At 63.6% G+C, this 26,078-nt stretch carries 23 protein-coding genes; 6 read left to right on the top strand and 17 right to left on the bottom strand.

Annotated features, from left to right (window positions below; genetic code table 11):
- Positions 1 to 28: 28 nt before the first annotated feature.
- Positions 29 to 544, bottom strand: coding sequence for a dihydrofolate reductase (locus IDM28_RS00325; protein WP_188035140.1), 516 nt, complete (start codon positions 542 to 544; stop codon positions 29 to 31).
- Positions 545 to 598: 54 nt separating this feature from the next.
- Between IDM28_RS00325 and IDM28_RS00320 the strand changes: the two genes are divergently transcribed.
- The gene (locus IDM28_RS00320) at positions 599 to 1,990 is read left to right on the top strand and encodes a DUF2868 domain-containing protein (protein ID WP_188035139.1); all 1,392 of its coding nucleotides are present in this window, start codon (positions 599 to 601) and stop codon (positions 1,988 to 1,990) included.
- Entirely contained in the window at positions 1,983 to 3,347 is a 1,365-nt protein-coding gene (locus tag IDM28_RS00315) for a GTPase/DUF3482 domain-containing protein (protein ID WP_150573027.1), read from the top strand. Before IDM28_RS00320 ends, IDM28_RS00315 begins: the two co-directional genes overlap by 8 nt.
- A 1-nt stretch (position 3,348) precedes the next feature.
- On the opposite strand, the gene IDM28_RS00310 is transcribed toward IDM28_RS00315, so the two are convergent.
- The 5 genes from IDM28_RS00310 to IDM28_RS00290 form a co-directional block, all read right to left on the bottom strand.
- Positions 3,349 to 4,374 carry a putative 2-aminoethylphosphonate ABC transporter substrate-binding protein gene (locus IDM28_RS00310; RefSeq protein WP_188035138.1) on the bottom strand — a complete coding sequence of 342 codons (1,026 nt, stop codon included), beginning with the start codon at positions 4,372 to 4,374 and terminating at the stop codon, positions 3,349 to 3,351.
- Positions 4,375 to 4,404: 30 nt separating this feature from the next.
- Positions 4,405 to 6,129, bottom strand: coding sequence for a putative 2-aminoethylphosphonate ABC transporter permease subunit (locus IDM28_RS00305; protein ID WP_188035137.1), 1,725 nt, complete (start codon positions 6,127 to 6,129; stop codon positions 4,405 to 4,407).
- A 1-nt stretch (position 6,130) separates the two neighbouring features.
- On the bottom strand, positions 6,131 to 7,195 hold the full coding sequence (locus IDM28_RS00300; protein WP_188035136.1) for a putative 2-aminoethylphosphonate ABC transporter ATP-binding protein: 1,065 nt from the start codon (positions 7,193 to 7,195) through the stop codon (positions 6,131 to 6,133).
- A gap of 145 nt (positions 7,196 to 7,340) precedes the next feature.
- Positions 7,341 to 8,210, bottom strand: a complete 870-nt coding sequence (locus IDM28_RS00295; protein ID WP_101315402.1) for a LysR family transcriptional regulator — start codon at positions 8,208 to 8,210, stop codon at positions 7,341 to 7,343.
- A gap of 9 nt (positions 8,211 to 8,219) precedes the next feature.
- Positions 8,220 to 10,493: a heavy metal translocating P-type ATPase gene (locus IDM28_RS00290; protein WP_188035135.1), complete on the bottom strand. Its 2,274-nt coding sequence runs from the start codon at positions 10,491 to 10,493 to the stop codon at positions 8,220 to 8,222.
- 134 nt (positions 10,494 to 10,627) lie between these two features.
- Between IDM28_RS00290 and cadR the strand changes: the two genes are divergently transcribed.
- Positions 10,628 to 11,071 carry a cadmium resistance transcriptional regulator CadR gene (gene cadR, locus IDM28_RS00285; RefSeq protein WP_101315398.1) on the top strand — a complete coding sequence of 148 codons (444 nt, stop codon included), beginning with the start codon at positions 10,628 to 10,630 and terminating at the stop codon, positions 11,069 to 11,071.
- Between the two features lie 42 nt (positions 11,072 to 11,113).
- Here the strand turns inward: cadR and IDM28_RS00280 are convergent, their stop codons facing one another.
- The 3 genes from IDM28_RS00280 to IDM28_RS00270 are packed head-to-tail and all read right to left on the bottom strand — an operon-like array spanning position 11,114 to position 13,754.
- Complete coding sequence (locus tag IDM28_RS00280; protein ID WP_101315396.1) at positions 11,114 to 12,085, bottom strand: thymidylate synthase; 972 nt, start codon at positions 12,083 to 12,085, stop codon at positions 11,114 to 11,116.
- Between the two features lie 48 nt (positions 12,086 to 12,133).
- Positions 12,134 to 12,943 (bottom strand): prolipoprotein diacylglyceryl transferase, encoded by an 810-nt coding sequence (gene lgt / locus IDM28_RS00275; RefSeq protein ID WP_101315394.1) that lies wholly within the window; start codon positions 12,941 to 12,943, stop codon positions 12,134 to 12,136.
- 28 nt (positions 12,944 to 12,971) lie between these two features.
- Positions 12,972 to 13,754 (bottom strand): sulfite exporter TauE/SafE family protein, encoded by a 783-nt coding sequence (locus IDM28_RS00270; RefSeq protein WP_101315392.1) that lies wholly within the window; start codon positions 13,752 to 13,754, stop codon positions 12,972 to 12,974.
- A 131-nt stretch (positions 13,755 to 13,885) separates the two neighbouring features.
- Between IDM28_RS00270 and IDM28_RS00265 the strand changes: the two genes are divergently transcribed.
- The gene (locus IDM28_RS00265; protein ID WP_188035134.1) at positions 13,886 to 14,632 is read left to right on the top strand and encodes an NRDE family protein; all 747 of its coding nucleotides are present in this window, start codon (positions 13,886 to 13,888) and stop codon (positions 14,630 to 14,632) included.
- A 23-nt stretch (positions 14,633 to 14,655) separates the two neighbouring features.
- Here the strand turns inward: IDM28_RS00265 and ptsP are convergent, their stop codons facing one another.
- The 4 genes from ptsP to ilvA all read right to left on the bottom strand — a co-directional run bounded on the left by ptsP (position 14,656) and on the right by ilvA (position 19,595).
- Complete coding sequence (gene ptsP, locus IDM28_RS00260; RefSeq protein ID WP_150570401.1) at positions 14,656 to 16,935, bottom strand: phosphoenolpyruvate--protein phosphotransferase; 2,280 nt, start codon at positions 16,933 to 16,935, stop codon at positions 14,656 to 14,658.
- A 22-nt stretch (positions 16,936 to 16,957) separates the two neighbouring features.
- Positions 16,958 to 17,437, bottom strand: coding sequence for an RNA pyrophosphohydrolase (locus IDM28_RS00255; RefSeq protein ID WP_101315386.1), 480 nt, complete (start codon positions 17,435 to 17,437; stop codon positions 16,958 to 16,960).
- Positions 17,438 to 17,563: 126 nt separating this feature from the next.
- Entirely contained in the window at positions 17,564 to 17,989 is a 426-nt protein-coding gene (locus tag IDM28_RS00250) for a DUF2269 family protein (protein ID WP_101315384.1), read from the bottom strand.
- Positions 17,990 to 18,080: 91 nt separating this feature from the next.
- On the bottom strand, positions 18,081 to 19,595 hold the full coding sequence (ilvA, locus tag IDM28_RS00245; protein ID WP_101315383.1) for a threonine ammonia-lyase, biosynthetic: 1,515 nt from the start codon (positions 19,593 to 19,595) through the stop codon (positions 18,081 to 18,083).
- A 145-nt stretch (positions 19,596 to 19,740) separates the two neighbouring features.
- Between ilvA and rpiA the strand changes: the two genes are divergently transcribed.
- Positions 19,741 to 20,415, top strand: a complete 675-nt coding sequence (gene rpiA / locus IDM28_RS00240) for a ribose-5-phosphate isomerase RpiA (RefSeq protein ID WP_101315381.1) — start codon at positions 19,741 to 19,743, stop codon at positions 20,413 to 20,415.
- A gap of 50 nt (positions 20,416 to 20,465) precedes the next feature.
- On the opposite strand, the gene IDM28_RS00235 is transcribed toward rpiA, so the two are convergent.
- The 4 genes from IDM28_RS00235 to IDM28_RS00220 all read right to left on the bottom strand — a co-directional run bounded on the left by IDM28_RS00235 (position 20,466) and on the right by IDM28_RS00220 (position 24,646).
- The gene (locus IDM28_RS00235; protein ID WP_188035133.1) at positions 20,466 to 21,377 is read right to left on the bottom strand and encodes an SdiA-regulated domain-containing protein; all 912 of its coding nucleotides are present in this window, start codon (positions 21,375 to 21,377) and stop codon (positions 20,466 to 20,468) included.
- Between the two features lie 80 nt (positions 21,378 to 21,457).
- On the bottom strand, positions 21,458 to 22,381 hold the full coding sequence (locus IDM28_RS00230) for an SdiA-regulated domain-containing protein (RefSeq protein WP_188035132.1): 924 nt from the start codon (positions 22,379 to 22,381) through the stop codon (positions 21,458 to 21,460).
- Positions 22,382 to 22,557: 176 nt separating this feature from the next.
- Positions 22,558 to 23,223, bottom strand: a complete 666-nt coding sequence (locus IDM28_RS00225; RefSeq protein WP_188035131.1) for a fumarylacetoacetate hydrolase family protein — start codon at positions 23,221 to 23,223, stop codon at positions 22,558 to 22,560.
- A gap of 25 nt (positions 23,224 to 23,248) precedes the next feature.
- A complete protein-coding gene (locus IDM28_RS00220; RefSeq protein ID WP_150573035.1) occupies positions 23,249 to 24,646 on the bottom strand; it encodes an FAD-binding oxidoreductase in 1,398 nt (465 codons plus the stop codon).
- 170 nt (positions 24,647 to 24,816) lie between these two features.
- On the opposite strand from IDM28_RS00220, the gene serA reads away from it, so the two are divergent.
- Positions 24,817 to 26,046: a phosphoglycerate dehydrogenase gene (gene serA / locus IDM28_RS00215; protein ID WP_188035130.1), complete on the top strand. Its 1,230-nt coding sequence runs from the start codon at positions 24,817 to 24,819 to the stop codon at positions 26,044 to 26,046.
- Positions 26,047 to 26,078: the final 32 nt, after the last annotated feature.

Raw genomic sequence — 26,078 nt, 5'->3', positions numbered from 1 at the left:
ACAAGGGCCGCATCGCGGCCCTTGTCTATCAACGCTTGTTCCATACCTCGAAGTGGTAGCCAGGCTTGCCGTCTTCCGCCTGGGCTTCACTCGAATCCAGTGTCCACTGCTGCGCGTCGAACTCCGGGAACCACGCATCGCCCTGCGGCAACAGTTCGACCCGGGTCAGGTACATGCGGCTGACCAGCCCCTGCTCCAGCGCCAGCGCGTACAACTGCGCGCCGCCAATCAGCATCAGCTCATCGACGCCCTGCTCGTGCGCCCATTGCTCGGCACGTGCCAGCGCCTGCTCCAGCGAGGGGAACACCTCGGCGCCTTCCAGCTGCAAGCCAGGCTGGCGGCTGACGACGATGTTCAGCCGCCCTGGCAGCGGCCGGCCCAGCGAATCCCAGGTCTTGCGGCCCATGATGATCGGCTTGCCGAGGGTGGTGGCCTTGAAGTATTTGAAGTCCCCCGGCAGGTGCCAGGGCATGGAGTTGTCGATGCCGATCACGCGGTTGCTGGCGCAGGCCGCGATCAGGCTGAGGGGGAGAGATGTCTTCATGCCGACGAGGATAGCAAACCGCAGCTGGGTTAAGCTTGTGCCCTGACCTGTGCATTGGAAGACCTTGTGACTGCACCCACTCCACTCGACAAGCGCTGGCTCACCGAAGCGGTCCGCCTGCGCGAGGAACACGCCGGTCCTCTGGAAGATCAGGAAGCCAACCGCCGCGCCCGCCAGCAAGGCGGCGACCTTGCTGCGCGGATCGAAACCCGTGCCCTGTGGCTGGCCGAACGCGATGGCCTGGCCGAGGCGTTGCGCCACTGGAAACAAGGCGCACGGCTGGCCCTGCTGGCAATGATGATTCTGGCGGTAGTCAGCGGCGCCGGCCTCGGACTGGCCGCGCTTGGCGATGGTCAACGCCCGGTCAATGTGTTCTGGGCCCTGGGCAGCCTGCTCGGGCTCAACCTGCTGATGCTGATCGGCTGGGCAGGCGGCCTGCTGTTCGCCGGCGAGCAAGGGGCAACCCTGGGCCGGCTGTGGCTGTGGCTGAGCGAGCGCTTCGCCCGCGACGCCAAGGCCGCGCACCTGGCGCCGGCGCTGGTGGTGCTGCTGCAACGTAAGCGCCTCAACCGCTGGTTGCTCGGTGCCCTGGTGCATGGCCTGTGGCTGTTGGCGATGATTGCCGCCGTGGTAATGCTGCTGGCATTGCTGGCAACCCGCCGTTACGGCTTTGTCTGGGAAACTACCCTGCTCGCCGCCGAGCCGTTCATTACCCTGACCCATACCCTTGGCGCCCTGCCCTCGCTGCTCGGCTTTGCCGTGCCGGACGAAGCGATGATCCGCGCCAGCGGCGCGACCCTGCCGGCGCTGGATGTAGCGCGCCAGGCCTGGGCCAGCTGGTTGCTTGGGGTGGTACTGGTGTATGGCCTGCTGCCGCGCCTGCTGCTGGCGCTGCTGTGCCTGTGGCGCTGGCGCCAGGGCCGTAACCGCCTGCAACTGGACGTGAGCCTGCCCGGCTATGCGCACTTGCGCGAAGCGCTGATGCCCAGCAGCGAACGGCTGGGCGTGCAGGACGCAGCACCGCAATTACTGCCGGAGTTTCACGCCGGGCACCTGGACGCCAGCGCCAGCGGTGCAGTGCTGGTGGGCCTGGAACTGGATGATCAACGCCCCTGGCCGCCGGCGTTGCCGGCTGGAGTGAGCGACGCCGGCCTGCTCGACAGCCGCGAGTCGCGCAACAAGCTGCTTGAGCAACTCAGCCGCTTCCCGCCGGCCCGCCTGGCCATCGCCTGCGACCCACGCCGCTCTCCAGACCGTGGCAGCCTGGCGCTGCTCGCCGAACTGGCGCGCAACGCAGGCGCAACGCGGATCTGGCTGCTGCCGGCGCTTACCGGGCAGACCTTGGACAGCGCGCGCCTGAGCGACTGGCACGAAGCCCTCGAGCGCCTCGGCCTGCCCTATGCCGACAGTGCCCCTTTGAACTGGTTGGAGCAAGGCCATGACTGAGCCGCTGAAACTGGCCGTGGTCGGCCACACCAATGTCGGCAAGACCTCGCTGCTGCGCACGCTGACCCGTGACGTCGGTTTCGGCGAAGTCTCGCATCGCCCCAGCACCACCCGCCACGTCGAAGGTGCGCGGCTGTCGGTGGATGGCGAGCCGTTGCTGGACCTGTTCGACACGCCAGGGTTGGAAGATGCCATCGCCCTGCTCGACTATCTCGAACGCCTGGAACGGCCCGGCGAACGGCTGGATGGCCCAGCCCGGCTCGAGCGCTTTCTGCAAGGCAGCGAAGCCCGTCAGCGTTTCGAACAGGAAGCCAAGGTGCTGCGCCAGTTGCTCGCCAGCAATGCCGGGCTGTACGTGATCGATGCCCGTGAGCCGGTATTGGCCAAATACCGTGATGAACTGGAAGTGCTGGCCAGCTGCGGGCGACCGCTGCTGCCGGTGCTCAACTTTGTCGCCAGCAGCGAGCACCGCGAGCCGGAATGGCGCGAAGCCCTGGCACGGCTGGGCCTGCATGCACTGGTGCGGTTTGATAGCGTGGCCCCGCCGGAAGACGGCGAGCGCCGCCTGTATGAAAGCCTCGCGCTGTTGCTGGAAGAGTCACGTCCCGCCCTGCAACGGCTGATCGAGGATCAGCAGGCGCAGCGTCTGGCCCGCCAGCACAGCGCCAAGCGCCTGATCGCCGAACTGTTGCTCGATTGTGCCGCCTGCCGGCGTAGCGTCGAGGCCCAACCGGCGGCCGAAGCGCAGGCGATCGAAGCCCTGCGCCAAGCAGTGCGCCAGCGCGAGCAACGCTGTGTCGAGGGGTTGCTCAAGCTTTATGCGTTCCGCCGCGAAGACGCCAGCGCAGGCGACTTGCCGTTGCTGGATGGGCGCTGGGGCGATGATCTGTTCAACCCGGAAACCTTGAAACTGCTTGGTGTGCGCCTGGGCAGCGGCGTTGCTGCCGGTGCAGCCGCGGGCGCCGGCGTTGATTTGCTGGTGGGCGGGCTGACCCTGGGCGCCGCTGCGCTGGCCGGTGCAATCGCTGGCGGCGCATTGCAAACCGCACGCAGCTACGGCTCGCGCTTGCTCGGCAAGCTCAAGGGCCAGCGGGAATTGACGGTGGATGACGCTGTGCTGCGGCTGCTGGCGTTGCGTCAGCAGCAGCTTCTCAAGGCCCTGGACAGCCGCGGCCATGCGGCGCAGCAGAGCATTCAGCTGCAGGCGGGGGAAGACAAGGCCTGGCGCGAGGGCAAGCTGCCCGAAGCCCTGCACAAGGCCCGGGCACACCCGCAGTGGTCGTCGCTCAACCCTGGCGCGAGGCTCAATCAGGCCGAGCGCCAGGAGCAACTGGAGCAGTTGCTCGAGCAGCTTTGAGTTACTGCTGGGCGACCTTCTCTGACTTGCCGTCGTAGCGCTTGCGCCACTCGGCAAGGATCTTGTCGCGGTTCTGCGAGGCCCAGGCAAAGTCGTTTTTGATCAGGCGCTGCTCATAGTCTGCCGGCAACTCGGTCTGCGGCTTGGCCATGCCGGGGGCAGCGAGCACGGCGAAGTTCTCCTTATACAGGTCCATCGCCGCAGGGCTGGCCGAGAAGTCTGCCAGGCGCTTGGCGGCAGCGGCCTTGGGCGTGCCCTTGATCACTGCAGTGGCTTCAATCTCCCAGCCCAGGCCCTCCTTGGGCAGGATGATGTCCAGCGGCGCCCCCTGGCGTTTGAGCTGCACGGCCGGGTACTCGAAGGAAATGCCGATCGGGAATTCACCCGACGCGGCCAGCTTGCACGGCTTGGAGCCGGAGTGAACGTACTGGCCGATGTTCTGGTGCAGGCCGTCCATGTACGCCCAGCCCTGCGGCTCGCCAAAGGTCTGCAGCCAGGCGCTGACGTCGAGGAAGCCAGTGCCCGATGAGGCCGGGTTGGGCATGACGATCTTGCCCTTGTACTCAGGCTTGGTCAGGTCCTGCCAACTGACCGGCTTGCTCAGGCCCTGCTTTTCGGCCTCGACGGTGTTGAAGCAAATGGTCGCGGCCCATACATCCATGCCCACCCAGGCCGGCGGATTGGCCGCGTCGCGGTAGTTCTTCGAGATCGTCGCCAGGTCCTTCGGCGCATAGGCTTCGAGCATTTTCTGCTGGTCGAGAATGGCCAGGCTGGACGCCGCCAGGCCCCACACTGCATCAGCCTGCGGGCGGTCTCTCTCGGCCAGCAGCTTGGCGGTAATGATCCCGGTGGAGTCGCGCACCCACTTGATCTCGATGTCCGGGTTGGCCTTTTCGAAGGCCTGTTTGTAGGTCTTCAGCTGCTCGGCTTCGAGCGCGGTGTAGACCGTCAGCTGAGTCTCTGCGGCAGACACCTGCAGGCTGAAAATGGCGCTGATGGCAGCAGCAAGGGCAACTGGCTTGAACATGGTGCGGTTCCTTTCAGGGTGGGCAGGCAGTCAATGACCGGGCGCGGATTGGCGCCAGGCCTGGGAGCGGCGCAACAGGCCGCGCGAGGCGGCGGCCAGCAGCAACGAAGCGGTAGCACTGGTGAGCAGGATCAGCGTCGACATCGCCGCAGCGCCGCCAACATTGCCGGCATCGTCCATGTTCAACACCGCCACGGCGGCGAGGATGGTGTCGGGGCTGTAGAGGAAGATCGCCGCCGACACCGTGGTCATCGCCGAGACGAACAGGTAGCGGATGATGTCGAGCAAGGCCGGCAGGCAGATCGGCAGGCTGACCCGCAGAAAATGCCGGTACAGCGGCGCCTTGAGCGACAGCGCTGCGGCTTCGAATTCGCCGTCGAGCTGGCGCAGGGCGGTGGTTGCGGTCATCTGTGCGGTAGTTAGATAGTGAGCAATGGTGCACACCACCAGCAGGGTCATGCTGCCGTAGAACACGTGCAGCGGGTTGCTGGCGAGGTTGAAGAAGAAGACGTAACCCAGGCCCAACACCAGACCCGGCACCGCCATCGGAATGAAACTGAGCAGTCGCAGCGACTGGTTGAGCAGCCGTTGGCCCTGGGTTTTTTCCATCAGGTAGGCGCCGACGAAGATCACCAGGCTGCCGATCAAGGCCGTGTACAGCGCCATGCTCACGCTGTTGCGATAGGCCAGCCAGCCACCGCCGGCGGTGTCTTCAAACAGGTAGTGCTTGACCGACAGCGACAAGTTGTAAGGCCAGAAGGTGACCAGCGACGAATACACCGCCATGCCCACCACCGCCAGCAGCACGCTGCACACCAGCACCACCACCGCGAGAAAGACAGCATCGCGACGGCGCGACGGCTTGGGCTCGAACACCTGCGCCCGGCCACTCATGGCCTGGCCCTGGCGCCGGCGGAGCCAGGCATCGACAGCAAAACTGAACAGCGCCGGCAGCAGCAGGACCATGCCGATCAGTGCACCTCGGCCAAACTGCTGCTGCCCTACCACGGCTTTGTAGGCTTCCAGCGCCAGCACCTGATAGTCACCGCCCACCACCACTGGCACACCGAAGTCAGTGATGGTCAGGGTGAACACCAGGCAGAACGCGGCAAACACGGCCTGGCGGGTCGCCGGCCAAGTCACGCTGAAGAATGCCCGCACTGGTCCCGCGCCCATGCTCGAAGCCGCTTCGAACAGCCGCGCATCGGCCAGCGACAGCGCTGACAGCAGAATCATCAAGGCATGCGGGAAGGTATAGATGGCCTCACCGACAACGATGCCCCAGAAGCCGTAGATGTTGTCGTCGAGCAGGCTGCGCAGCAGGCCCTGGTTACCGAACAGATAGACCAGCGCAATCGCCGGCAACATCGACGGGGCCAACAACGGCAGCAGGGAAATCCCCCGCCACAGTGGCTTGGCCGGGATCAAGGTGCGCTGCAGGGCGTAGGCAAACAGATACGCCAGCGGTATGACGATAGCGGCCACGGTGAAGGCAACTGCCAGGCTGTTACCGAGCAGCCAGCGGAAGTTGGCGCTGGCAAACAGCTCCCGTGCTGCCAGCAAGCCGCCGCCCTGGCCGGCGTCGCCGCTGAAGCCGCGCCAGAAGATCGCCAGCAGCGGCAGCAGCACTGCCACGATCAGCAGCACCAGCAGCAGGCTTTTGCCGCCGAGCACAAAGATCCGGTCGGCCAGCGCAACGCCGTTGCCTCGGTCCGCCGTGGCCAGGTTCAAGGGCATGGAGATTGGCCCGGCCATCTCAGGCAAACACCTGCAGGCTCTGCGGCGGCAGCGCCACCCAGATGTCCTGAGAACCAAGGCGCGGCATGGCCTCCGGCGCCAGCTCGGCAAGTAGGGTATGCCCCGGCAGAGTGTGCAGCTCAAAGGCCATGCGGCAACGGTTACCGAGGAAGGTGACTTCGCGCACCTTGGCCGGGAACAGGTTTTCTTCATGCACCAGCGGGTTGACCGTGATCGCCTCAGGGCGACAGAACAGCCTACCGCTGCTGGCCGCACCGGCATTGGCGGCCAGGCGCAGGTTCATCCCGCCGACCTGGGCGTGGCTGGCACTGTTGCGCTGGAACGGCAACCAGTTGCCCTGGCCAACGAACTCGGCCACGAATGGCGTGGCCGGCCGGTCGTAGATCGCTTGCGGGGTGTCGTACTGCTCGACCTGGCCGTTGTTCATCACGGCTATGCGGTCGGCCATCAACATGGCTTCGTCCTGGTTGTGCGTGACCATCAGGGTGGTGATGCCGAGCTGGCGCTGCAGTTGGCGCAGCTCGCCACACAGGTGCTCACGTACCCGCGCATCCAGCGCCGACATCGGCTCGTCCAACAACAACAAAGACGGCGCCGGGGCCAGGGCGCGGGCTAACGCCACCCGCTGTTGCTGACCACCGGACAACTGGCCTGGATATTTCTTCTCGCTGCCAAGCAGGCCGACCAACTCAAGCATCTGCCCGACCCGCTGGCGCGCTTGGTCGCGGCTGCTGGTATTCAGACCGTAGGCTATGTTGGCCTCGACCGTGAGGTTGGGGAACAGCGCATAGGACTGGAACAGGATGCCGTAGTCGCGGGCCTGCGGCGGCAGCTCGGAGATGTCGCGCTCGCCCAGGTACAGCTCGCCACGGTCCTGCCGCTCGAGGCCGGCGATGCAACGCAGCAGGGTGGTCTTGCCGCAGCCGGACGGGCCGAGCAGGCACACCAGCTCGCCGGCACCGATATCCAGGGAAACGTTGTTCAGCGCAGCGAAGGCGCCGAAGCGTTTGTCGATACCGCGCACTTTTACCGGTCCGCCAGGGGTAGGGGTAGCGTGGGTCATGGCCAGGCCTCGTGATCAGATAGAGGCCATGCTAGGGAGGCAATGCGAAGGTTCTGTGGCGTTCAGGGCAAAGCTGGCGATAGTGCCATAGGCAGATTTGGGAGTGGCCGTGCTGGCCTTTGCGCAATGAAGCCTGCCGCAGCACTTACAACTGAATACCTGATACTTCCTGCGCGACACCAAGAAACGCCGCTGGCAGGCGCGCCTGGCGCCGCTCCTTGAGGCAATACAGGTACTCGTGCATGACCGGTGCACCTTCCAGGGTGAGCACGGCCAGCTCGGGGTTATGCGGTACCTCATGGCGGGCGATGATGCTGATGCCGATGTTGCGCAGCACGGCCTCGCGGATCGACTCGCGGCTGCCGATCTCGAGCAAGGTGCCGACCTTGACCCCACGCCCGGCAAGCATCTGTTCGGTCATCAGCCGCGTGGTTGAACCCTGCTCGCGCATCAGCAGGCAATGACCGGCCAGGGCATCGATGGCCAGCGTCTGCCGTTGCGCCAACGGATGGCTACGGTGCACGGCCACCACCAGCGGGTCCGTGCCCAGCACTCGCCGCACCAGCCGTGCATCCTCGACCAGTTGCGAGGATGCGGCGACGTCCACGCGATAGTCTTCGAGCATCTCCAGCACCTGTTGCGAGTTGCCGATTTCCACCGCTACGTCCACCTGCGGCAGGCGTTGGCGAAAAATTTTCACCAGGTCGAGAATGTAATACGGCGCGGTGGCGGCGATGCGCAGACTGCCCTGGGCCTGGCCGCTGTTGCGTAGCTCGAACTCGATGTCCGCTTCCTGCTGCAGCAAGGTCTTGACCATCGGTAGCAGGCGCGCACCGCTCTCGCTCAATACCAGCCGGCGCCCACCGCGGTAGAACAGCTCCACCGCGTAGTGGCTTTCCAGCTGGCGAATCTGCGTGGTCACCGTGGGCTGGCTGAGCCCGAGCTTCTTCGCGGCCTGGGTGATGCTGCCCAGGCGGGCAACCATGTAGAAGGCCTTGAGCTCGGAACTCAGCATGCAGATCCCTTATTTGCGCAGCAGGCGCAGACCGTTGAACACCACCAGCAGGCTCACGCCCATGTCGGCGAAGACCGCCATCCACAGGGTGGCCATGCCGGTAAAGGTAACCACCAGGAAGATCGCCTTGATCCCCAACGCGAGGACGATGTTCTGGATGAGAATGGCCGCGCTGGCGCGGGAAAGCCTGACGAATGCCGGGATTTTGCGCAAGTCGTCGTCCATCAGGGCCACATCGGCGGTTTCAATCGCCGTGTCGGTTCCCGCTGCCGCCATGGCGAAGCCGATTTCAGCGCGGGCCAGTGCCGGTGCATCGTTGATGCCGTCGCCGACCATGCCGACCCGGTGCCCTTGGGCGTAGAGCGCTTCGATAGTCTTCAGCTTGTCGCTTGGCAGCAGGTTGCCCTCGGCTCGGTCGATACCTACCTGGGCAGCGATCGCTTGCGCGGTGTGCGGATTATCACCGGTCAGCATGACCGTTTTGATACCCAGCTCATGCAATTCGGCAATCGCCTGGCGGCTGCTGTCCTTGACCGTATCGGCTACGGCAAACAGCGCCAGCGGGCCGCTGCGATCGAGCAGCAGAACCACGGTCTTGCCTTGGCGCTCCAGCGTATCGAGCTGCGCTTCCAGTTGCGGCGAGCACAAACCCAGCTCTTCGACCAGGCGATGGTTGCCCAGATGATACAGCTGGCCGTCGATCTCGCCACGCACACCGCGCCCGGACAGCGCGGCAAAGTTGCTGACGTCGCTCAACGGCAGTTGCTGCGCCTGGGCAAACTGCGCGATGGCCCGCGATACCGGGTGGTCGGAGCGCTCGCCGAGGCTGGCAGCCAGCGCCTGGGCGCGGTCTGCAAAGAGCGGATCAAGCGCGCTGAAATCGGTCTGCACCGGTTTGCCATGGGTGATCGTGCCGGTCTTGTCCAGGGCCAGGAAGTCCAGCTTGCGCCCGCCCTCCAGATACACCCCGCCCTTGATCAGAATGCCCTTGCGCGCTGCAGCGGCAAGGCCACTGACAATCGTCACCGGGGTCGAAATCACCAGTGCACATGGGCACGCCACTACCAGCAGGACCAGTGCGCGATAGATCCAGTCAAACCAGACGCCGCCCATCAGCAGCGGCGGCAGAATCGCCACGGCCAGGGCCAGGGCAAACACCACTGGGGTGTAGATGCGCGAGAACTGATCAACAAAGCGCTGGGTCGGCGCACGCGCGCCCTGCGCCTCTTCCACAGCCTTGATGATCCGCGCCAGGGTTGACTGGCCGGCAAGGGCAGTAACTTTGTACTCCAGCGCGCCTTCCTGGTTGATGGTGCCAGCGAACAGCTTGTCGCCGACAACCTTCTCCACGGGCAGGCTTTCGCCGGTGATCGGCGCCTGATCGACACTCGATTGCCCGCTGAGCACTTCCCCGTCGAGGCCGATGCGCTCGCCAGGACGCACCCGCACCGACGCACCGAGCGCTACACCACGCACTTCCACCTCAAGCCACTGACCATCGGCCTGCTGCACGGTGGCCATATCCGGGGTCAGCTGCATCAAGCCGCCGATGGCGTTGCGGGCGCGGTCCAGCGAGCGCGCTTCGATCAACTCGGCAACGGTGAACAGCACCATCACCATCGCCGCCTCGGGCCATTGGCCGATCAATACGGCGCCGGTCACCGCGATGCTCATCAGCGCGTTGATGTTGAGGTTGCGGTTTTTCAGGGCGATCCAGCCCTTTTTGTAGGTGCCCAGACCACAGCCAAGAATGGCTGCCAAGGCCAGCAAGGCCACCACCCACTCCGGCGCCAGCGCGCTGAAGTGCACGATTTCGGCGGCAATCGCCGCCACTGCCGACAGTGCCAGCGGCCACCAGCGGGTCTTGGCGGCAGGCGCAGCTGTGCTGTCTTCATCGTCAGTCAGCGGCTCGGCGCGCATGCCCAGGCTGTCGATCGCCCGCTCGATTGCGTCCGTGCCTTGCAGCGTATGGCGCACGCCGAGCACACGGTTGATCAGGTTGAATTCAAGCTGCTCGATACCGGCCATCTTGCCCAGCTTGTCCTGGATCAGACCTTGCTCGGTCGGGCAGTCCATGGCCTGGATGCGAAAACGGCTGAGCTGCGCATCGCTGCTGGCCTGCTCGGTCAGTTGCACCAGCGCAGGCGCAGGCTCGCCGCCACAGCAGCTGTGGGCCTTGGTGTCTTGGCAAGCGCTCTTGGCGGCATGCGCATGCTGGTGCTCATGGCCGTGGTCATGGGCGTCATGGTCATGCGCGTGGTCATGGCTGACAGGCTGGTTCATGGAGTCGTCCTTAGCTGATGCGCCGATCCCTTGAGCAGGCTTTGCGCGGCAAAGACGCTCGGTTACAGGGTAGTTATTGCCAAGTGAACACCCTGTAGCCACTATAGGGTCAAGCCATCTGCAGAGGATTCGTGATGAAAATCGGGGAATTGGCCAAAGCCACTGACTGCGCCGTCGAGACCATCCGCTACTACGAGCGCGAGCAACTGCTGCCCGAGCCCGCCCGCAGTGACGGCAACTACCGGCTGTACACCCAGGCCCACGTCGAGCGCCTGACCTTCATCCGCAACTGCCGTACGCTGGACATGACCCTGGACGAGATCCGCAGCCTGCTGCGCCTGCGCGACAGCCCGGAGGGCCAATGCGGCAGCGTCAACGCGCTGATCGACGAGCACATCGACCACGTCCAGGCCCGCATCGACGGCCTGCTGGCACTGCAGGAGCAACTGGTGGAATTGCGCCAACGCTGCACCGCACCCGGGGCGGAATGCGCGATTCTGCAGCAGTTGGAGGTGAATGGTGCGGTGTCAGTGCCAGAGACCGAGCACTCGCATGTGGGCAGGAGTCATGGGCATTGATCAGGAATATCGCGGGGCACCTGACCCCGCGACCAATCCAAATCACACCGCCATCGGCGCCGTCAGTGGCGGGTGATGCTCGTAGCCTTCCAGGCTGAAGTCGCTCGGCTCGATCTTCTCCAGCCACTCCGGCTCGTACACCCCGGTCTTGGCAAACTCAGGCACGCGGTCGCTGATCACCAGTTTGGGTGCCGGCAAAGGCTCGCGGGTGAACTGCTCGTTGAGCATGTCCAGGTGGTTCTCGTACACATGGGCGTCGCCGATGAAGTAGGTGAACCAGCGCGGGGTGTAGCCGGTCAGGCGGCCGAACAGCGACAGCAGCGCAGCGCCTTCGGTGAGGTTGAATGGCGTGCCCAGGCCGAGGTCATTGGAACGGATGTAGAGGGTCAGGGAGATTTCCCTGGTCTCGACATTGGGGTGAAACTGGTACAGCAGGTGGCACGGCGGCAGGGCCATTTCGTCGAGCTGGGCGCAGTTCCAGCCGTGGAACAGGATGCGCCGGCTGCCCGGGTCGTTGGCGATGGTATCGAGGCACTGACGCACCTGATCGATGGCTTTGTAGAGGATGACGAACGCCTGGCCGTCTTCTTCGTCCTGGGCGATCTGGCGGAAGCCTTGTTGCTCGGCCATGGCGATGGCTGCCGGGTTGCTCAGCGGCACACGCTTGTAGCCTGGCCACTGGCGCCATTGCACGCCGTAGATTTCGCCGAGGTCGTCATGCCCCTGACGGAACGGGTTGGCCAGCCACTGGGCGTTTTCGTTGGCGTTCTGGTCCCAGACCTTGCAGCCCAGCTCGCGGAACTCGCCGGCGTTTTTCACCCCACGCAGAAAACCGACCATCTCGCCGATGGCCGACTTGAACGCCAGGCGGCGGGTGGTCACGGCCGGGAAGCCTTTCTGCAGGTCGAAGCGCAGCATGGCGCCGGGCAGGCTGATGGTGCGCACGCCGGTGCGGTTGCTCTGCAGGGTGCCGTTGTCGATGACGTCGCGGACCAGATCTAGATACTGTTTCATGACTTACCTGTAACGAGAACGGCAGGGGGATCGCCCCTGCCGTGAAAATCAGACCGCGGCGTTGGCCGTGGGTTTGCGGTTGTAGGCCAGCCAGATCAGCACGATGCCGCCAATGATCATCGGCAGGCAGAGCAACTGGCCCATGGTCAACCAGCCAAAGGCGATGTAGCCAAGCTGGGCATCAGGCACACGCACGAACTCGACGATGAAGCGGAAGATGCCATAGAACAGCGCGAACATGCCGGACACGGCCATGGTCGGGCGCGGCTTGCGCGAGTACAGCCAAAGGATCAGGAATAATGCCACACCTTCGAGGGCAAACTGATACAGCTGCGACGGGTGACGCGGCAGTTGCGCCGGGTCGCTGAACGGCGGGAAGACCATCGCCCACGGCACGTCGGTCGCCTTGCCCCACAACTCGGCGTTGATGAAGTTGCCGATGCGCCCGGCACCCAGGCCAATCGGCACCAGCGGCGCTACGAAGTCCATCAGCTCGAAGAACGACTTGTTGTTGCGCTTGCCGAACCACAGCGCGGCCAGCATCACGCCGATAAAGCCGCCGTGGAACGACATGCCGCCCTTCCACACTTCGAATATCAGCGTCGGGTTGGCCAGGTAGGCGTGCAGGTCATAGAACAGTACATAGCCCAGGCGTCCGCCGACGATTACCCCCATCGACAGCCAGAACACCAGGTCAGAGAGCTTCTCGCGGCTCCAGGTCGGGTCGAAGCGGTTCAGCCGGCGCGAGGCCAGCAGCCAGGCACCGCCGATGCCGATCAGGTACATCAGGCCGTACCAATGGATTTTCAGCGGCCCGATGGCCAGGGCCACGGGGTCGATCTGCGGGTAAGGCAGCATGGTGATTCCTCTCGATCAAATCAGGCAGCTAAATCAAAAAACTCAGGCCGACGCAGAACAGCAACGCGGCGAACAGACGTTTGAGCAGGCGCGGCGACAGCTTGTGCGCCAGGCGCGCGCCATAACGGGCAAAAAACATGCTGGTCAGGGCAATGCCAAGCAGTGCCGGCAGGTACACGTAACCCAGGCTGTGCGGCGGCAGGTGGCTGTCGTCCCAGCCCAGCAGCATGAAGCTGAGGGCGCTGGCCAGGGCGATGGGCAAGCCGCAGGCAGATGAGGTCGCCACCGCCTGCTGCATCGGCAGGCTGCGCCAGGTCAGGAACGGCACGGTCAGCGAGCCGCCACCGATGCCAAAGATTGCCGAGGCCCAACCGATTACCACGCCGGCAACCGACAACCCAGGCTTGCCAGGGATGCCACGGCTGGCCTTGGGTTTGAGGTCGAGGGCCATCTGCGCGGCGACCACCAGGGCAAACACGCCAATGATCTTCTGCAGCATCGGGCCCTGGATCAACGAAGCGGTTTTGGCGCCGATACCCGCACCGATCAGGATACCAACGGTCATCCAGACAAAGACCGACCATTGCACCGCGCCTTTGCGCTGGTGCTCACGCACGGCGTTGATCGATGTGAAGATGATGGTCGCCAGCGAGGTGCCGACGGCCAGGTGGGTCAGCACCGAGGGCTCGAAGCCCTGCAAGGTGAAGCTGAACACCAGCACCGGCACGATGATGATCCCGCCGCCCACGCCGAATAGCCCGGCCAGGACGCCGGCGCAGGCGCCCAACAGCAGGTAGAGTACGAACTCCATTCGCCGACCCCATTACAATTCAGTCCGGCATGGTAACGGAAGCTGGCCTTGTGGCTCTAGTGAAGTCTGTGTCAGCTGATGGCCAGTGCTCGATGCAGTGGGTAGAGTGAGCAAAAACCAGAGGCTACGCCATGTGCCTGATCGTATTTGCCTGGCGGCCGGGGCATGCCCTGCCGCTGATCGTTGCGGCCAATCGTGACGAGTTCTATCCCCGCCCCAGTCAGGCGCTGGGCGCGTGGGACGACGCACCGGGGGTGTACGCCGGGCGCGACCTCGAGGCCGGCGGCAGTTGGCTGGGGATTGGTCCGAACGGGCGCTTCGCGGCGCTGACCAATATCCGTGACCCGCGCCAGCCACAAGGCCTGCGCTCTCGCGGTGAACTGGTGGCTGGTTACCTGCGCGGCGAGCTCGGCGTTAAGCAATACCTTGAGCAGGTGGCTAGCCGCAGCAGCGAGTACTCAGGCTTCAATCTGTTGATTGGCGACGAGCAGCAGCTGGGCTATCTGCACGCCTCTGACGCAGCGCCGCAATTGCTTGAGCCGGGCGTCTATGGGCTGTCCAATGCACGGCTGGATACGCCGTGGCCGAAGCTGGTGCAGACCCGCCAAGGCCTGCGCGAGTTGCTCGACGAGGCCGACCCGCAGCGGCTGCTGGGTTTGCTTGGCAACGCTCAGCCTGCGCTGGACGCCGATTTGCCGGACACCGGCGTTGGCCTGGCCACCGAGCGGCTGCTGTCGAGCGCATTCATTGCCAGCCAGAACTACGGCACCCGCGCCAGCACAGTGCTGCTTGTGCACAAGTCGGGGCAGCGGCGCATGCTCGAACGCAGCTTTGGTCCCTACGGCGGGCATCTGGGTGAGGTCGAGCTGGCGGTCTGAGCAGGGCCACCAGCATCCTTGGCTTAGAGGGTCTTGTTCGCGCCAGGCCCGATCATCCGCGCCAGGCCGAGGTTCTTCAGCGCCAGCTGCAGCGAGCTGTGGATAACTTGCGGGTTGTCGTGGCTCATGGCGTCGGCCAGCAGTTCCTTGGCCTTGCTCATGTTGACCTGACGCAGCATCCACTTGACCTTGGGCAGGTTGGTGGCGTTCATCGACAGGCTGTCAAAGCCCATCGCCATCAGCAGGATCGCTGCCGCCGGGTCACCGGCCATCTCGCCGCAGATACTCACCGGCTTGCCTTCGGCATGGGCATCGCGCACCACGGTTTGCACGGCTTGCAGCACTGCCGGGTGCAGGTAGTCATACAGGTCGGCGACCCGCGGGTTGTTGCGGTCGACCGCCAGCAGATACTGGGTCAGGTCGTTGGAGCCAACCGAGAGGAAGTCGACCTGACGCGCCAGCTCTTTGGTCTGGTACACCGCTGCCGGGATTTCGACCATCACCCCCACCGGCGGCATCGGTACGTCGGTGCCTTCGTCGCGCACCTCGCCCCAGGCACGGTGGATCAGGTGCAGGGCTTCTTCCAGCTCATGGATGCCGGAGATCATCGGCAACAGGATGCGCAGGTTGTTCAAGCCCTCGCTGGCCTTGAGCATGGCGCGGGTTTGCACCAGGAAGATTTCCGGGTGGTCGAGGGTGACGCGAATGCCGCGCCAGCCGAGAAACGGGTTTTCTTCCTTGATCGGGAAGTACGACAGCGCCTTGTCACCGCCAATGTCCAGGGTGCGCATGGTCACCGGCAGCGGGTGGAAGGCAGCGAGCTGCTCGCGATAGATCGCCAGCTGTTCCTTTTCGCTGGGGAAGCGCTGCTGGATCATGAACGGCACTTCGGTGCGGTACAGGCCAACCCCTTCGGCGCCGCGTTGCTGTGCCCGGGCGACGTCGGCGAGCAGGCCGGTGTTGACCCACAGCGGCATGCGATGGCCGTCCGGGGTTACGCAGGGCAGCTCGCGCAGTGCGTCCAGGCCTTTGGCAAGTTCGCGCTCTTCTTCGACGACTTCCTTGTACTGCTTGCGCAGCACATCGCTGGGGTTGGTGAAGACTTCGCCCTTGTAGCCGTCGACGATCATTTCGATGCCGTCGACCTTGGAGTACGGCAGGTCGACCAGGCCCATCACCGTCGGGATACCCATCGCCCGGGCCAGAATGGCCACATGCGAGTTACCCGAGCCAAGCACCGAAACCAGACCGGCAAGCTTGCCCTCCGGCACCTCGCCAAGCATCGCGGGCGTCAGCTCTTCACTGACCAGAATGGTGTTTTCGGCGTAGACCAGGGTCTGCGAACGGGCTTCCTGCAAGTAAGCCAACAGCCGCCGGCCAAGGTCCTTGACGTCGGAGGCGCGCTCGCGCAGGTAGTCGTCGTCCATCAGCTCGAAGCGGTTGACGTGCTCGCCGACCACCTGACGCAAGGCGCCCTGGGCCCACTGGCCGGTCTTGATCACTTCGACCACTTCGCCACCAAGGGCAGCGTCTTCGAGCATCATCAGGTAGACGTCGAACAGCGCCCGTTCTTCCGGGCGCAGCTGGGTGGCAAGCTTGGCCGACAGCTTGCGCATGTCGGCGCGCACGCCTTCGAGGGCGTTGTTGAACAGTTTCAGTTCGGCGTCGATGTCATCGACGGTCTTGTCCGGCACCACTTCCAGATCGGCGGGCGGCAGCATCACCACCGCGCGGCCTACCGCAGCGCCAGGCGAACCCGGTACGCCGACGAAGCGCGCCTCTTGAATGCCTTTGCCCTGCCGGCCCAGGCCACGGATCGAACCGGTCGCTTCGGCGTGGGCGATAACCCCGGCCAGCTGCGCGCTCATGGTTACCAGGAAGGCTTCTTCGCCCTCGTCGAACTGGCGCCGCTCCTTTTGCTGGATGACCAGCACCCCAACCACTCGACGGTGGTGGATGATCGGCGCGCCGAGAAACGACGCGTAGCGCTCTTCACCGGTTTCGGCAAAGTAGCGATAACGCGGGTGATCGGCGGCGTTTTCCAGGTTCAGCGGCTCTTCCCGGGTACCGACCAGGCCAACCAGGCCTTCGTTGGGGGCCATGCTGACCTTGCCGATCGAGCGTTTGTTGAGGCCTTCGGAGGCCATCAGCACGAACCGGTTGGTTTCCGGGTCAAGCAAGTAAACCGAGCAGACATGGCTGCCCATGGCTTCCTTGACGCGCAAGACAATGATCCCCAACGCCGTCTTGAGATCTTTGGCGGAGTTCACTTCCTGGACGATCTTGCGCAGCGTATTGAGCATGGCTCGGGGTCGAACTCCGTCGTCAGTCGCGCGTCAGCAGGCGCGGGGCTAGCTCTTTCAGGGCGCGGCGGTAAACCTCGCGCTTGAATGTCACGACCTGGCCCAGCGGATACCAATAGCTGACCCAGCGCCAGCCGTCGAATTCCGGTTTGCCGGTCAGGTCCATACGCACCCGTTGCTCGTTGCTCACCAGGCGTAGCAGGAACCACTTCTGTTTCTGGCCGATACACAATGGCTGGCTGTGCGTGCGCACCAGCCGCTGGGGTAGACGATAACGCAACCAGCCGCGGGTGCAGGCAAGAATTTGCACATCGTCACGCTCCAGGCCGACTTCTTCATTCAGCTCGCGGTACAGGGCATCTTCCGGCGTCTCATCAGGGTTGATACCGCCCTGGGGAAATTGCCAGGCATCCTGGTTGATCCGTCGAGCCCAAAGCACCTGTCCAGCATCATTGGTGAGAATGATACCGACGTTGGGGCGAAATCCATCCGGGTCGATCACGGCAGCAACCTCGAAAACGCATATTGCCGCATTGTTCCACAAAGCTCACAAGCGCAGCAACGCGCCTGCCGTGCTTATGTGCAGCCAGGTGAAATTCCCTGTGAAATGGGGCTGTTGCGGGCTGCCTCAGACCGGCTTGGCGCCCATCAGGCCCGCAATCGAGACAAAGCACACCGCACTGAACACGGCCAGTGCCAAGGTCAGGCGCAGGCTGCCAGGCTCAGCCCGGCGCAAGCGGTTGAGGCGGATCAGCAGCCACCACACACTCAGCGCACCGACGGTGTAGATCACGCTCGAGGCCAACAGCCAGGTCTGCCCCAGCGGCCAGCCGACCAGGTGCACCAGCCACCAGCCGGTGAATGGCATGCTCACCAGGCACACGCCGAGCAACAGCCAGACAAACAGCAGGGGGCGGCGCAGCAACTGGCTATAGACCGCAGCATCGCTGCGCTGGCGCAGCCGCCAGGTGTAGATGGCCAGGCCCAGGGCGCAGGCGAGCAACAGCACGGTGGCGACAACGTGCACGGTCTTCAGGGTGGTCAGGTATTCCATGTGCAGATCCTTGGGTTGCGCGTGCGGGCCTTGGCGCGGCTGGCTGATACAGCACCGCGCCGAGAAGCCTCTCGAGGTCTAGCTTAGCCCCTCAACCCAAAAACAGCCGGTAGGCCGGGTTTTCGCTTTCATCCCAGTACGGGTAGCCAATCTTGGCCAACGCTGCCGGCACCAGATGACGCTCGTCTTCGGGCACCTGCAAGCCGGCCACCACGCGCCCGTCTGCGGCGCCATGGTTGCGGTAGTGGAACATGGAGATATTCCAGCGCCCGCCCAGCTTGGTCAGGAAGTTGAACAGCGCCCCCGGCCGTTCGGGGAATTCGAAGCGCAGCACGATCTCGTCGTGGGCCCGCGCCGAATGGCCGCCGACCATATGGCGAATGTGCAGCTTGGCCAGTTCGTTGTCGGTCAGGTCGATAACCGGGAAGCCTTGCTCGATCAACTGCTGCACCAGCGCGGCGCGCGGGTCGGTATCGGGATGGGTCTGCACGCCGACAAAGATGTGCGCCTCGTCCGAGGTGTGCTTGCGGTAGTTGAATTCGGTTATCTGGCGCTTGCCGATGGCCTCGCAGAAGGCCTTGAAGCTGCCCGGCCGCTCGGGGATGGTCACGGCGATGATCGCTTCGCGCTTCTCGCCCAGCTCGGCGCGCTCGGCCACGTGGCGCAGGCGGTCGAAGTTGACGTTGGCGCCGGAGTCGATGGCGACCAGTGTGTGACCACTGACACCGCTCATTTCCACGTACTTCTTGATCCCGGCAACGCCTAAAGCGCCGGCAGGCTCGGTTATCGAGCGGGTATCGTCGTAGATATCCTTGATCGCCGCGCAGATTTCATCGGTACTGACCGTGATCACCTCGTCCACGTGCAGCTTGCAGATATCAAAGGTGTGCTGGCCGATCTGCGCGACCGCAACGCCATCGGCGAACAGCCCGACTTGCGGCAGCACTACTCGCTCGCCAGCGGCCATGGCCGCCTGCAGGCAGTTGGAGTCGTCCGGCTCGACGCCGATCACCTTGATTTCCGGGCGCAGATATTTGACGTAGGCAGCGATGCCGGCAATCAAACCGCCGCCGCCGACCGGCACAAAGATCGCGTCGAGGCGGCCCGGGTGCTGGCGCAGAATTTCCATGGCCACGGTGCCTTGGCCGGCGATGGTATGCGGGTCATCGTAGGGGTGGATATAGACGAAGCCCTTTTCATCCACCAGCTTGAGCGAATAGGCCAGCGCCTCGGGGAACGAGTCGCCGTGCAGGACGACCTTGCCGCCACGCGAGCGCACGCCTTCGATCTTGATTTCCGGGGTGGTCTTGGGCATCACGATGGTGGCTTTGATGCCCAGCTCGCGCGCAGCCAGGGCCAGGCCCTGGGCATGGTTGCCGGCGGAGGCAGTGACCACGCCACGGGCCAGCTCTTCGGCAGTCAATTGCGCCAGCTTGTTGTACGCCCCGCGGATCTTGAACGAGAACACCGGCTGCAGGTCTTCACGTTTGAGCAGCACTTGATTGTTCAGGCGCTTGCTCAACTGGCCGGCACTGTGCAGCGGCGTTTCGACGGCAACGTCGTACACGCGCGAGGTGAGGATCATCTTGACGTACTGTTCGAGCATCGGGAAAGCATCACTGGCCGCGGGACAAGGCCTGCGAGTCTACCCCAGCGCCACGTCGGCGGACCACAGCAAAGCCGAGGTTTTGCCGGCACTTGCCGCTATACTGTGCGCCTCTCGAAACTCCCCAGCCCCACTCGGAGCCCGCATGACCCAGGACCAACTGAAACAGGCCGTCGCCCAGGCCGCTGTCGATCTCATTCTGCCCAAGCTGGACGACAAGAGCGTCGTTGGCGTCGGCACCGGTTCGACTGCCAACTTCTTCATCGACGCCCTGGCTCAGCACAAAGGCGCCTTCGATGGCGCGGTCGCCAGCTCCGAGGCCACTGCCCAGCGCCTCAAGGGCCATGGTATTCCGGTGTACGAGCTGAACAGCGTCAGCGAGCTGGAGTTCTACGTGGACGGCGCCGACGAGAGCGACGCGCACCTGAACCTGATCAAGGGCGGCGGCGCAGCTCTGACCCGCGAGAAGATCGTCGCCGCCGTGGCCAAGACCTTCATCTGCATCGCCGACGGCAGCAAGCTGGTGCCGGTGCTAGGCGAGTTCCCGCTGCCGGTCGAAGTGATTCCGATGGCGCGCAGCCACGTTGCCCGCGAGCTGGTCAAGCTGGGCGGCGATCCGGTCTACCGCGAAGGCGTGCTGACCGATAACGGCAACGTGATCCTGGATGTGCATAACATGCAGATCACAGACCCGGTCGAGCTCGAGCGGCAGATCAACGCCATCGTCGGCGTGGTCACCAACGGCCTGTTCGCCGCGCGCCCGGCCGATGTGCTGCTGCTCGGCACCGCCGAAGGGGTCAAGACTCTCACCGCCGAGTAAACAGCGACGCGCCCACGGCACCTGTTCAAGGTGGCCGTGGGCTGCGCTACTCAGTCAACCGGCTGCTTGAACACGTAGAACAGGTTCGGCTCGCTGACCAGATAGATCGTCCCGGCATCATCCATGGCAATCCCCTCCGCCTGCGGCACCGTCTTCTGCAGGCCTTGCGAACCCTTGCGCAGCGACAGCGTACTCAGCGGTTTGCCCTTCACATCCAGCTCCACCACCAGCCGTGATTCATCCGACAGCGCCAGCAGATGGCCGCTGCGCTCATCGAACTGCAGGCTCGACAAGTCCTTCACGAACAACCGCGAATCGCGCTTGCGGTCCTGGTCGACCTGCACCGAATAAGGCTGTTCGGGATTATCGTGGGGGAAGCCGCGCACCTCATAAATCACCATCGGATCGCGCTCCTTGGCCACGAACAGGCGCTTGCCGGCCGAGTCGTAGGCCAGGCCCTCAAAGCCCTTGTTGCCGTTCAGGCCGATGCCCAGGCTGAGCTGCTCGGCGTCGTTGGCGTCGAGAAAGCGCGTGTTGTCATCCAGACGCACCCGGATCAGCCGTTGCAGGCGCTCGTCGGTAATCACGTAGCTGTTGGGGCCGATGTACTCGACTGCCTCTGGATCACCGAAACCGGTCAACGGCACGCGGCGCAGAATGCGCCCGTCCAACGACAGTTCGATCAGCTCGGAGCGTTTGTTGGTGACGGTAAACAGGGTTTTACGATCAGGGTCGAAGGTCAGCGCCGATACATCGTCATCCAGGCCCTCAATGACCTGTCCTTCAAGCACCACCTTATAACGGTCCAGGCCGATGCTTTGCTCGGCCGGCTGCCACCAGGTCTTGAGGTTGAACCAGCCGCGCTCGAACAGTCGCGATTCATAACCCTTGACGCCGATCGCCAGTAACACGACAACAACTGACAGCAGCAACAGCACAGGCAAGCGGAGATAACGGCGCATGGAGGCAAACTCGGTGAATGGGAGGCAAAGCTAATCACGATCAGCTGAAGACAAGCTTAATGCCATCATTGCCTTTGCCGTTATTTCTTCTTGAAGCGGTAGAACAGATCCGGCTCGCTGACCATGTACAAGGTGCCGTGCTCATCCATGGCCACGCCTTCAGCGCGCGGGATACGGTCTTTGAGACCGTTGAAGCCACCGAGCAGGGTCATGAAGCTGACTTGCCCGCCGGTTTCATCCAGTTCCAGCAGCATGTTCGAATCAGCCGACAGCAGCAGTGTGTGACCGGTACGCGGGTCGATGCTCATGCCCGACAAGTTGCGCAGGTCGAGTTCTTCGCTAGGCACCGGCTGTTTGGTACCTGTAAGCGGGCTGCGACCATCGGTGGCCCAGGTGAACAAGCGCGGTGGACGCTCCTCGCCGAACAGCAGACGCTGGCGCAGCGGGTCCCAGGCAACGGCTTCGAAACCCTTGTTCTGATTGGCTGACTCACCCAGGTCGTAGCTGCGAAAATCCTCACGCTTGAGCTCGCGGGTCTCAGGCCCGACCATAACCAGGGTGAGCTCATGGTTGCGCTCATCGACAATGGCCAGATGGTCACCCTCAAGCACCGCCACGCCTTCCGGGTTCGACCAGCCATGCAACGGCATCTTGCGCAAGACGTCACCGTCCAGCGTCAGCTCGACCAGAAACGGGTTCTTGCCCATCACCGCAAACAGGGTTTTGGTCCGGGGGTTGTAGGCAAGGTCAGAGGCTTCGTCATCGTTCATGCCGGGCAGCACCTTGGCATCGATGTCGGCCGTGTAGTCCGGCAGCCAGATGCTTTCGCTGCGCTCGCCGGTGGTTTCGAAGCGCTCCTTGACCCAGAGCAGGCCACGGTCATCCCAGTGCATGGCGAACACCACGCCATAACCGATCACCGCCACGACACCCAGCAAAAAGGGCCAACGCAGGAACAGGCGTCGCTTGCGGGAAGGGGGAGTTGAAGCGCTGGATGACGTCATGGCAGGAGATTCCTGAGACAGCCGAGCAGGGTTTGGCCGCGGCGAATGGGCTTTCGGGTAGCCGCATTATCCAGATCGTTTGTGAAAAAAATGACAAGCCTTGCATAAACATCGCGCTGGCTCCCGCTCTGGGGATTTGCTCCACCATGGAGCCAGCGCGCTAGGCAAACAGCCCCTTAGAGCACCTTGCTCTCGAAGCGGCACACGCCAGGCAGTTCCAGCACCAGCTCGTCACCGGCCTCGAACGGGCCGACCCCAGCTGGGGTGCCAGTCAGGATCACATCACCGGCCTGCAGCGAGAACTGCGCGGCCATGTGCTGGATCATCGGCACGATCGGGTTGAGCATCAGCGCGCTGCTGCCGTCCTGGCGCACGGCACCATTGATGGTCAGGCGTACCGGGATGTCGGTGAGGTCGTCGAATGCGCTGGCGGCCACGAACGGCGGCAGTACGCAGGCGCCATCAAAGCTCTTGCTCAGCTCCCACGGCAGGCCCTTTTCCTTGAGTTTGGCCTGTACGTCACGCAGGGTCAGGTCCAGCGCCGGGGCAAAACCGGTGATGGCGTCGAGCACTTCTTCTACCGATGGCTTGGCCGAAAGGGACTTGCCCAGCAGCACGGCGATTTCGGCTTCATAGTGCACCGCACCACGATCGCTCGGGATCTTGAAGCCGCCCGCCAGAGGCACCACGCAGCTGCCAGGCTTGATGAACAGCAGTGGCTCGCTCGGGATGGGGTTGTCCAGTTCCTTGGCGTGCTCGGCATAATTGCGCCCAATGCAGACCACTTTGCCCAGCGGGAAGTGGATGCGCGTGCCGTCTACATACTGGTGCTGGTAACTCATGGCCGATTCCTTGTGCTGGCTGCTTTTATTCAGGAGCGAAGATCTTACCCGGATTCATGATGCCGTTAGGGTCGAAAACGGCCTTGATTGCCTTCATGCAGGCGATTTCTTGCGCTGAGCGACTGTAACCGAGGTAGTCACGTTTGGTCATGCCGACGCCATGCTCGGCCGAGATCGAGCCGTTGTAGCGCTGGACGATCTCGAACACCCACTTGTTGACCCTGGCGCAGGAGGCGAAGAAATCGTCCTTGCTCATGTCAGCGGGCTTGAGGATGTTCAGGTGCAAATTGCCGTCGCCGATATGGCCATACCAGACCACTTCATAGTCCGGGTAATGCTCGGCGACCACGGCATCGATCTCACGCAGGAAGGCCGGCACCTTGGAAACGGTGACCGAGATGTCGTTCTTGTACGGCGTCCAGTGCGAGATGGTTTCGGAGATGTACTCGCGCAGCTTCCACAGGTTTTTCAGCTGGGTCTCGCTCTGGCTCATCACCCCATCCAGCACCCAGCCCTGCTCGACGCAGTGCTCGAAGGTAGCCAGGGCGTCATTGGCCACGTCCTCGTTGCTGGCTTCGAATTCCAGCAGTGCATAGAACGGGCAGGCGGTAGCGAACGGCGGCGGGACATCGCCGCGGCCCATGACCTTGGCCAGGGCCTTGTCGGAGAAGAATTCGAAGGCGGTCAGGTCCAGCCGGCCCTGAAACGCGTGCAGCACCGGCATGATCGAGTCGAAATCAGCGGTGCCAAGAACCATCGCCGTGAGGTTGCGTGGCGCCCGGTCGAGGCGCATGGTCGCCTCGACGACAAACCCCAGGGTGCCCTCGGCACCGATGAACAGCTGGCGCAGGTCATAGCCGGTGGCGTTCTTGATCAGGTCCTTGTTCAGCTCGAGCAGCTCGCCCTTGCCAGTGACGACCTTGATGCCGGCCACCCAGTTGCGGGTCATGCCATAGCGGATCACCTTGATCCCGCCGGCATTGGTGCCGATGTTGCCGCCAATCTGGCTGGAGCCTGACGAAGCAAAGTCGACCGGATAATAAAGACCGCGCTCTTCGGCCAACTGCTGCAACTGACGAGTGATCACGCCAGGCTGGCAGACCACGGTGCGGTCGAACTCATTGAAGGCGAGCACCTGGTTCATGGCGTCGAAGGCCACCACCACTTCACCGTTGGCAGCGACGGCCCCGGCGGACAGGCCAGTGCGGCCACCGGAGGGCACCAGCGCAACTTGATGGCGATTGGCCCAGGCGACAATGGCCTGCACTTGTTCGATGGTCTTGGGCAGCACAATCGCGCTTGGCGCAGGCGGGTAATGCTTGGTCCAGTCCTTGCCGTATGCCTCCAGCGAAGCAGGGTCGGTAAGCACCTTGCCAGGGTCGACCAGGGTCAGCAGCTCTTCCATTACCGCAGGATGGGTCATCGCCGGAACTCTCGACTTATTCATAGTCACCCTGAGCACTCTTCACCTGTCGGTGGGAGCTCAGATTGTGTCGCGTATGCTAGCATAGCCCTCCCGCTGTTCGTGCTAAGGCCGACGCCGCGCCGCTTCACCTCCTCGCCATTATTTCTCCGGGATACAGGTTTACGCAGATGAGCAAGACTTCTCTCGACAAGAGCAAGATCCGGTTCCTTCTTCTTGAAGGTGTGCATCAGAACGCGGTCGATACCCTCAAGGCTGCCGGCTACACCAACATCGAGTATCTGACCGGTTCAATACCCGAAGCCGAGCTCAAGGAAAAGATCGCCGACGCGCACTTCATTGGTATCCGCTCGCGGACCCAACTGACCGAAGAAATCTTCGACTGCGCGAAGAAGCTGGTGGCGGTAGGTTGTTTCTGCATCGGCACCAACCAGGTCGACCTCGGCGCTGCTCGCGAGCGCGGCATTGCCGTGTTCAACGCGCCTTACTCGAACACCCGTTCGGTGGCCGAGCTGGTCCTGGCCGAAGCGATCCTGCTGCTGCGCGGCATCCCCGAGAAAAACGCTGCCTGCCACCGCGGCGGCTGGATCAAGAGCGCGGCCAATTCGTTCGAGATTCGCGGCAAGAAGCTCGGCATCGTCGGCTACGGCTCGATCGGCACCCAGCTGTCGGTATTGGCCGAAAGCGTCGGCATGCAGGTGTACTTCTACGACCCGCTGACCAAGCTGCCGCTGGGCAACGCCACGCAGGTGGCTAGCCTCAACGAACTGCTGGGTCTGGCTGACATCGTCTCCCTGCACGTCCCTGAGCTGCCATCGACCCAGTGGATGATCGGCGAGAAAGAAATCCGCGCGATGAAAAAGGGCTCGATCCTGATCAACGCCGCCCGCGGTACTGTGGTCGTGCTGGAAAGCCTGGCCAACGCGATCAAGGACAAGCACCTGATCGGCGCCGCCATCGACGTATTCCCGGTGGAGCCGCGCTCCAACGATGACGAGTTCGAAAGCCCGCTGCGTGGCCTGGACAACGTCATCCTCACCCCGCACATCGGTGGCTCGACTGCCGAAGCGCAGGCCAACATTGGCCTGGAAGTCGCCGAGAAGCTGGTCAAGTACAGCGACAACGGTACTTCGGTGTCGTCGGTCAACTTCCCGGAAGTGGCCCTGCCGGCCCACCCAGGCAAGCACCGCCTGCTGCACATCCACGAAAACATCCCGGGCGTGCTCAGCGAGATCAACAAGGTCTTCGCCGAAAACGGAATCAACATCTCCGGTCAGTTCCTGCAGACCGACGAGAAGGTTGGCTACGTGGTGATCGACGTCGATGCCGAGTATTCGGATCTGGCTCAGGAAAAACTGCAGCACGTGAAGGGCACTATCCGCTCGCGCGTACTGTTCTGAGCTTGATTGCAGGCTGAAGATATTGGGGCCGC

It is taken from the genome of Pseudomonas sp. EZ-C24 (assembly GCF_014525325.1).
GTDB classification, from domain to species: Bacteria; Pseudomonadota; Gammaproteobacteria; order Pseudomonadales; family Pseudomonadaceae; genus Aquipseudomonas; species Aquipseudomonas shirazensis.
This window is presented reverse-complemented; position numbering and strand designations above follow the sequence as displayed.

Coding starts and splice junctions, on each gene's coding strand:
- IDM28_RS00270 (WP_101315392.1), bottom strand. CDS start 13,754: ATGGAGTTCGTACTCTACCTGCTGTTGGGCGCCTGCGCCGGCGTCCTG.
- IDM28_RS00225 (WP_188035131.1), bottom strand. CDS start 23,223: ATGAGTTACCAGCACCAGTATGTAGACGGCACGCGCATCCACTTCCCG.
- IDM28_RS00315 (WP_150573027.1), top strand. CDS start 1,983: ATGACTGAGCCGCTGAAACTGGCCGTGGTCGGCCACACCAATGTCGGC.
- IDM28_RS00220 (WP_150573035.1), bottom strand. CDS start 24,646: ATGACCCATCCTGCGGTAATGGAAGAGCTGCTGACCCTGGTCGACCCT.
- IDM28_RS00290 (WP_188035135.1), bottom strand. CDS start 10,493: ATGAACCAGCCTGTCAGCCATGACCACGCGCATGACCATGACGCCCAT.
- ilvA (WP_101315383.1), bottom strand. CDS start 19,595: ATGCTCGAACAGTACGTCAAGATGATCCTCACCTCGCGCGTGTACGAC.
- IDM28_RS00265 (WP_188035134.1), top strand. CDS start 13,886: ATGTGCCTGATCGTATTTGCCTGGCGGCCGGGGCATGCCCTGCCGCTG.
- IDM28_RS00310 (WP_188035138.1), bottom strand. CDS start 4,374: ATGTTCAAGCCAGTTGCCCTTGCTGCTGCCATCAGCGCCATTTTCAGC.
- IDM28_RS00230 (WP_188035132.1), bottom strand. CDS start 22,381: ATGACGTCATCCAGCGCTTCAACTCCCCCTTCCCGCAAGCGACGCCTG.
- ptsP (WP_150570401.1), bottom strand. CDS start 16,935: ATGCTCAATACGCTGCGCAAGATCGTCCAGGAAGTGAACTCCGCCAAA.
- IDM28_RS00235 (WP_188035133.1), bottom strand. CDS start 21,377: ATGCGCCGTTATCTCCGCTTGCCTGTGCTGTTGCTGCTGTCAGTTGTT.
- lgt (WP_101315394.1), bottom strand. CDS start 12,943: ATGCTGCCTTACCCGCAGATCGACCCCGTGGCCCTGGCCATCGGGCCG.
- IDM28_RS00295 (WP_101315402.1), bottom strand. CDS start 8,210: ATGCTGAGTTCCGAGCTCAAGGCCTTCTACATGGTTGCCCGCCTGGGC.
- cadR (WP_101315398.1), top strand. CDS start 10,628: ATGAAAATCGGGGAATTGGCCAAAGCCACTGACTGCGCCGTCGAGACC.
- serA (WP_188035130.1), top strand. CDS start 24,817: ATGAGCAAGACTTCTCTCGACAAGAGCAAGATCCGGTTCCTTCTTCTT.
- rpiA (WP_101315381.1), top strand. CDS start 19,741: ATGACCCAGGACCAACTGAAACAGGCCGTCGCCCAGGCCGCTGTCGAT.
- IDM28_RS00250 (WP_101315384.1), bottom strand. CDS start 17,989: ATGGAATACCTGACCACCCTGAAGACCGTGCACGTTGTCGCCACCGTG.
- IDM28_RS00325 (WP_188035140.1), bottom strand. CDS start 544: ATGAAGACATCTCTCCCCCTCAGCCTGATCGCGGCCTGCGCCAGCAAC.
- IDM28_RS00300 (WP_188035136.1), bottom strand. CDS start 7,195: ATGACCCACGCTACCCCTACCCCTGGCGGACCGGTAAAAGTGCGCGGT.
- IDM28_RS00280 (WP_101315396.1), bottom strand. CDS start 12,085: ATGAAACAGTATCTAGATCTGGTCCGCGACGTCATCGACAACGGCACC.
- IDM28_RS00305 (WP_188035137.1), bottom strand. CDS start 6,129: ATGGCCGGGCCAATCTCCATGCCCTTGAACCTGGCCACGGCGGACCGA.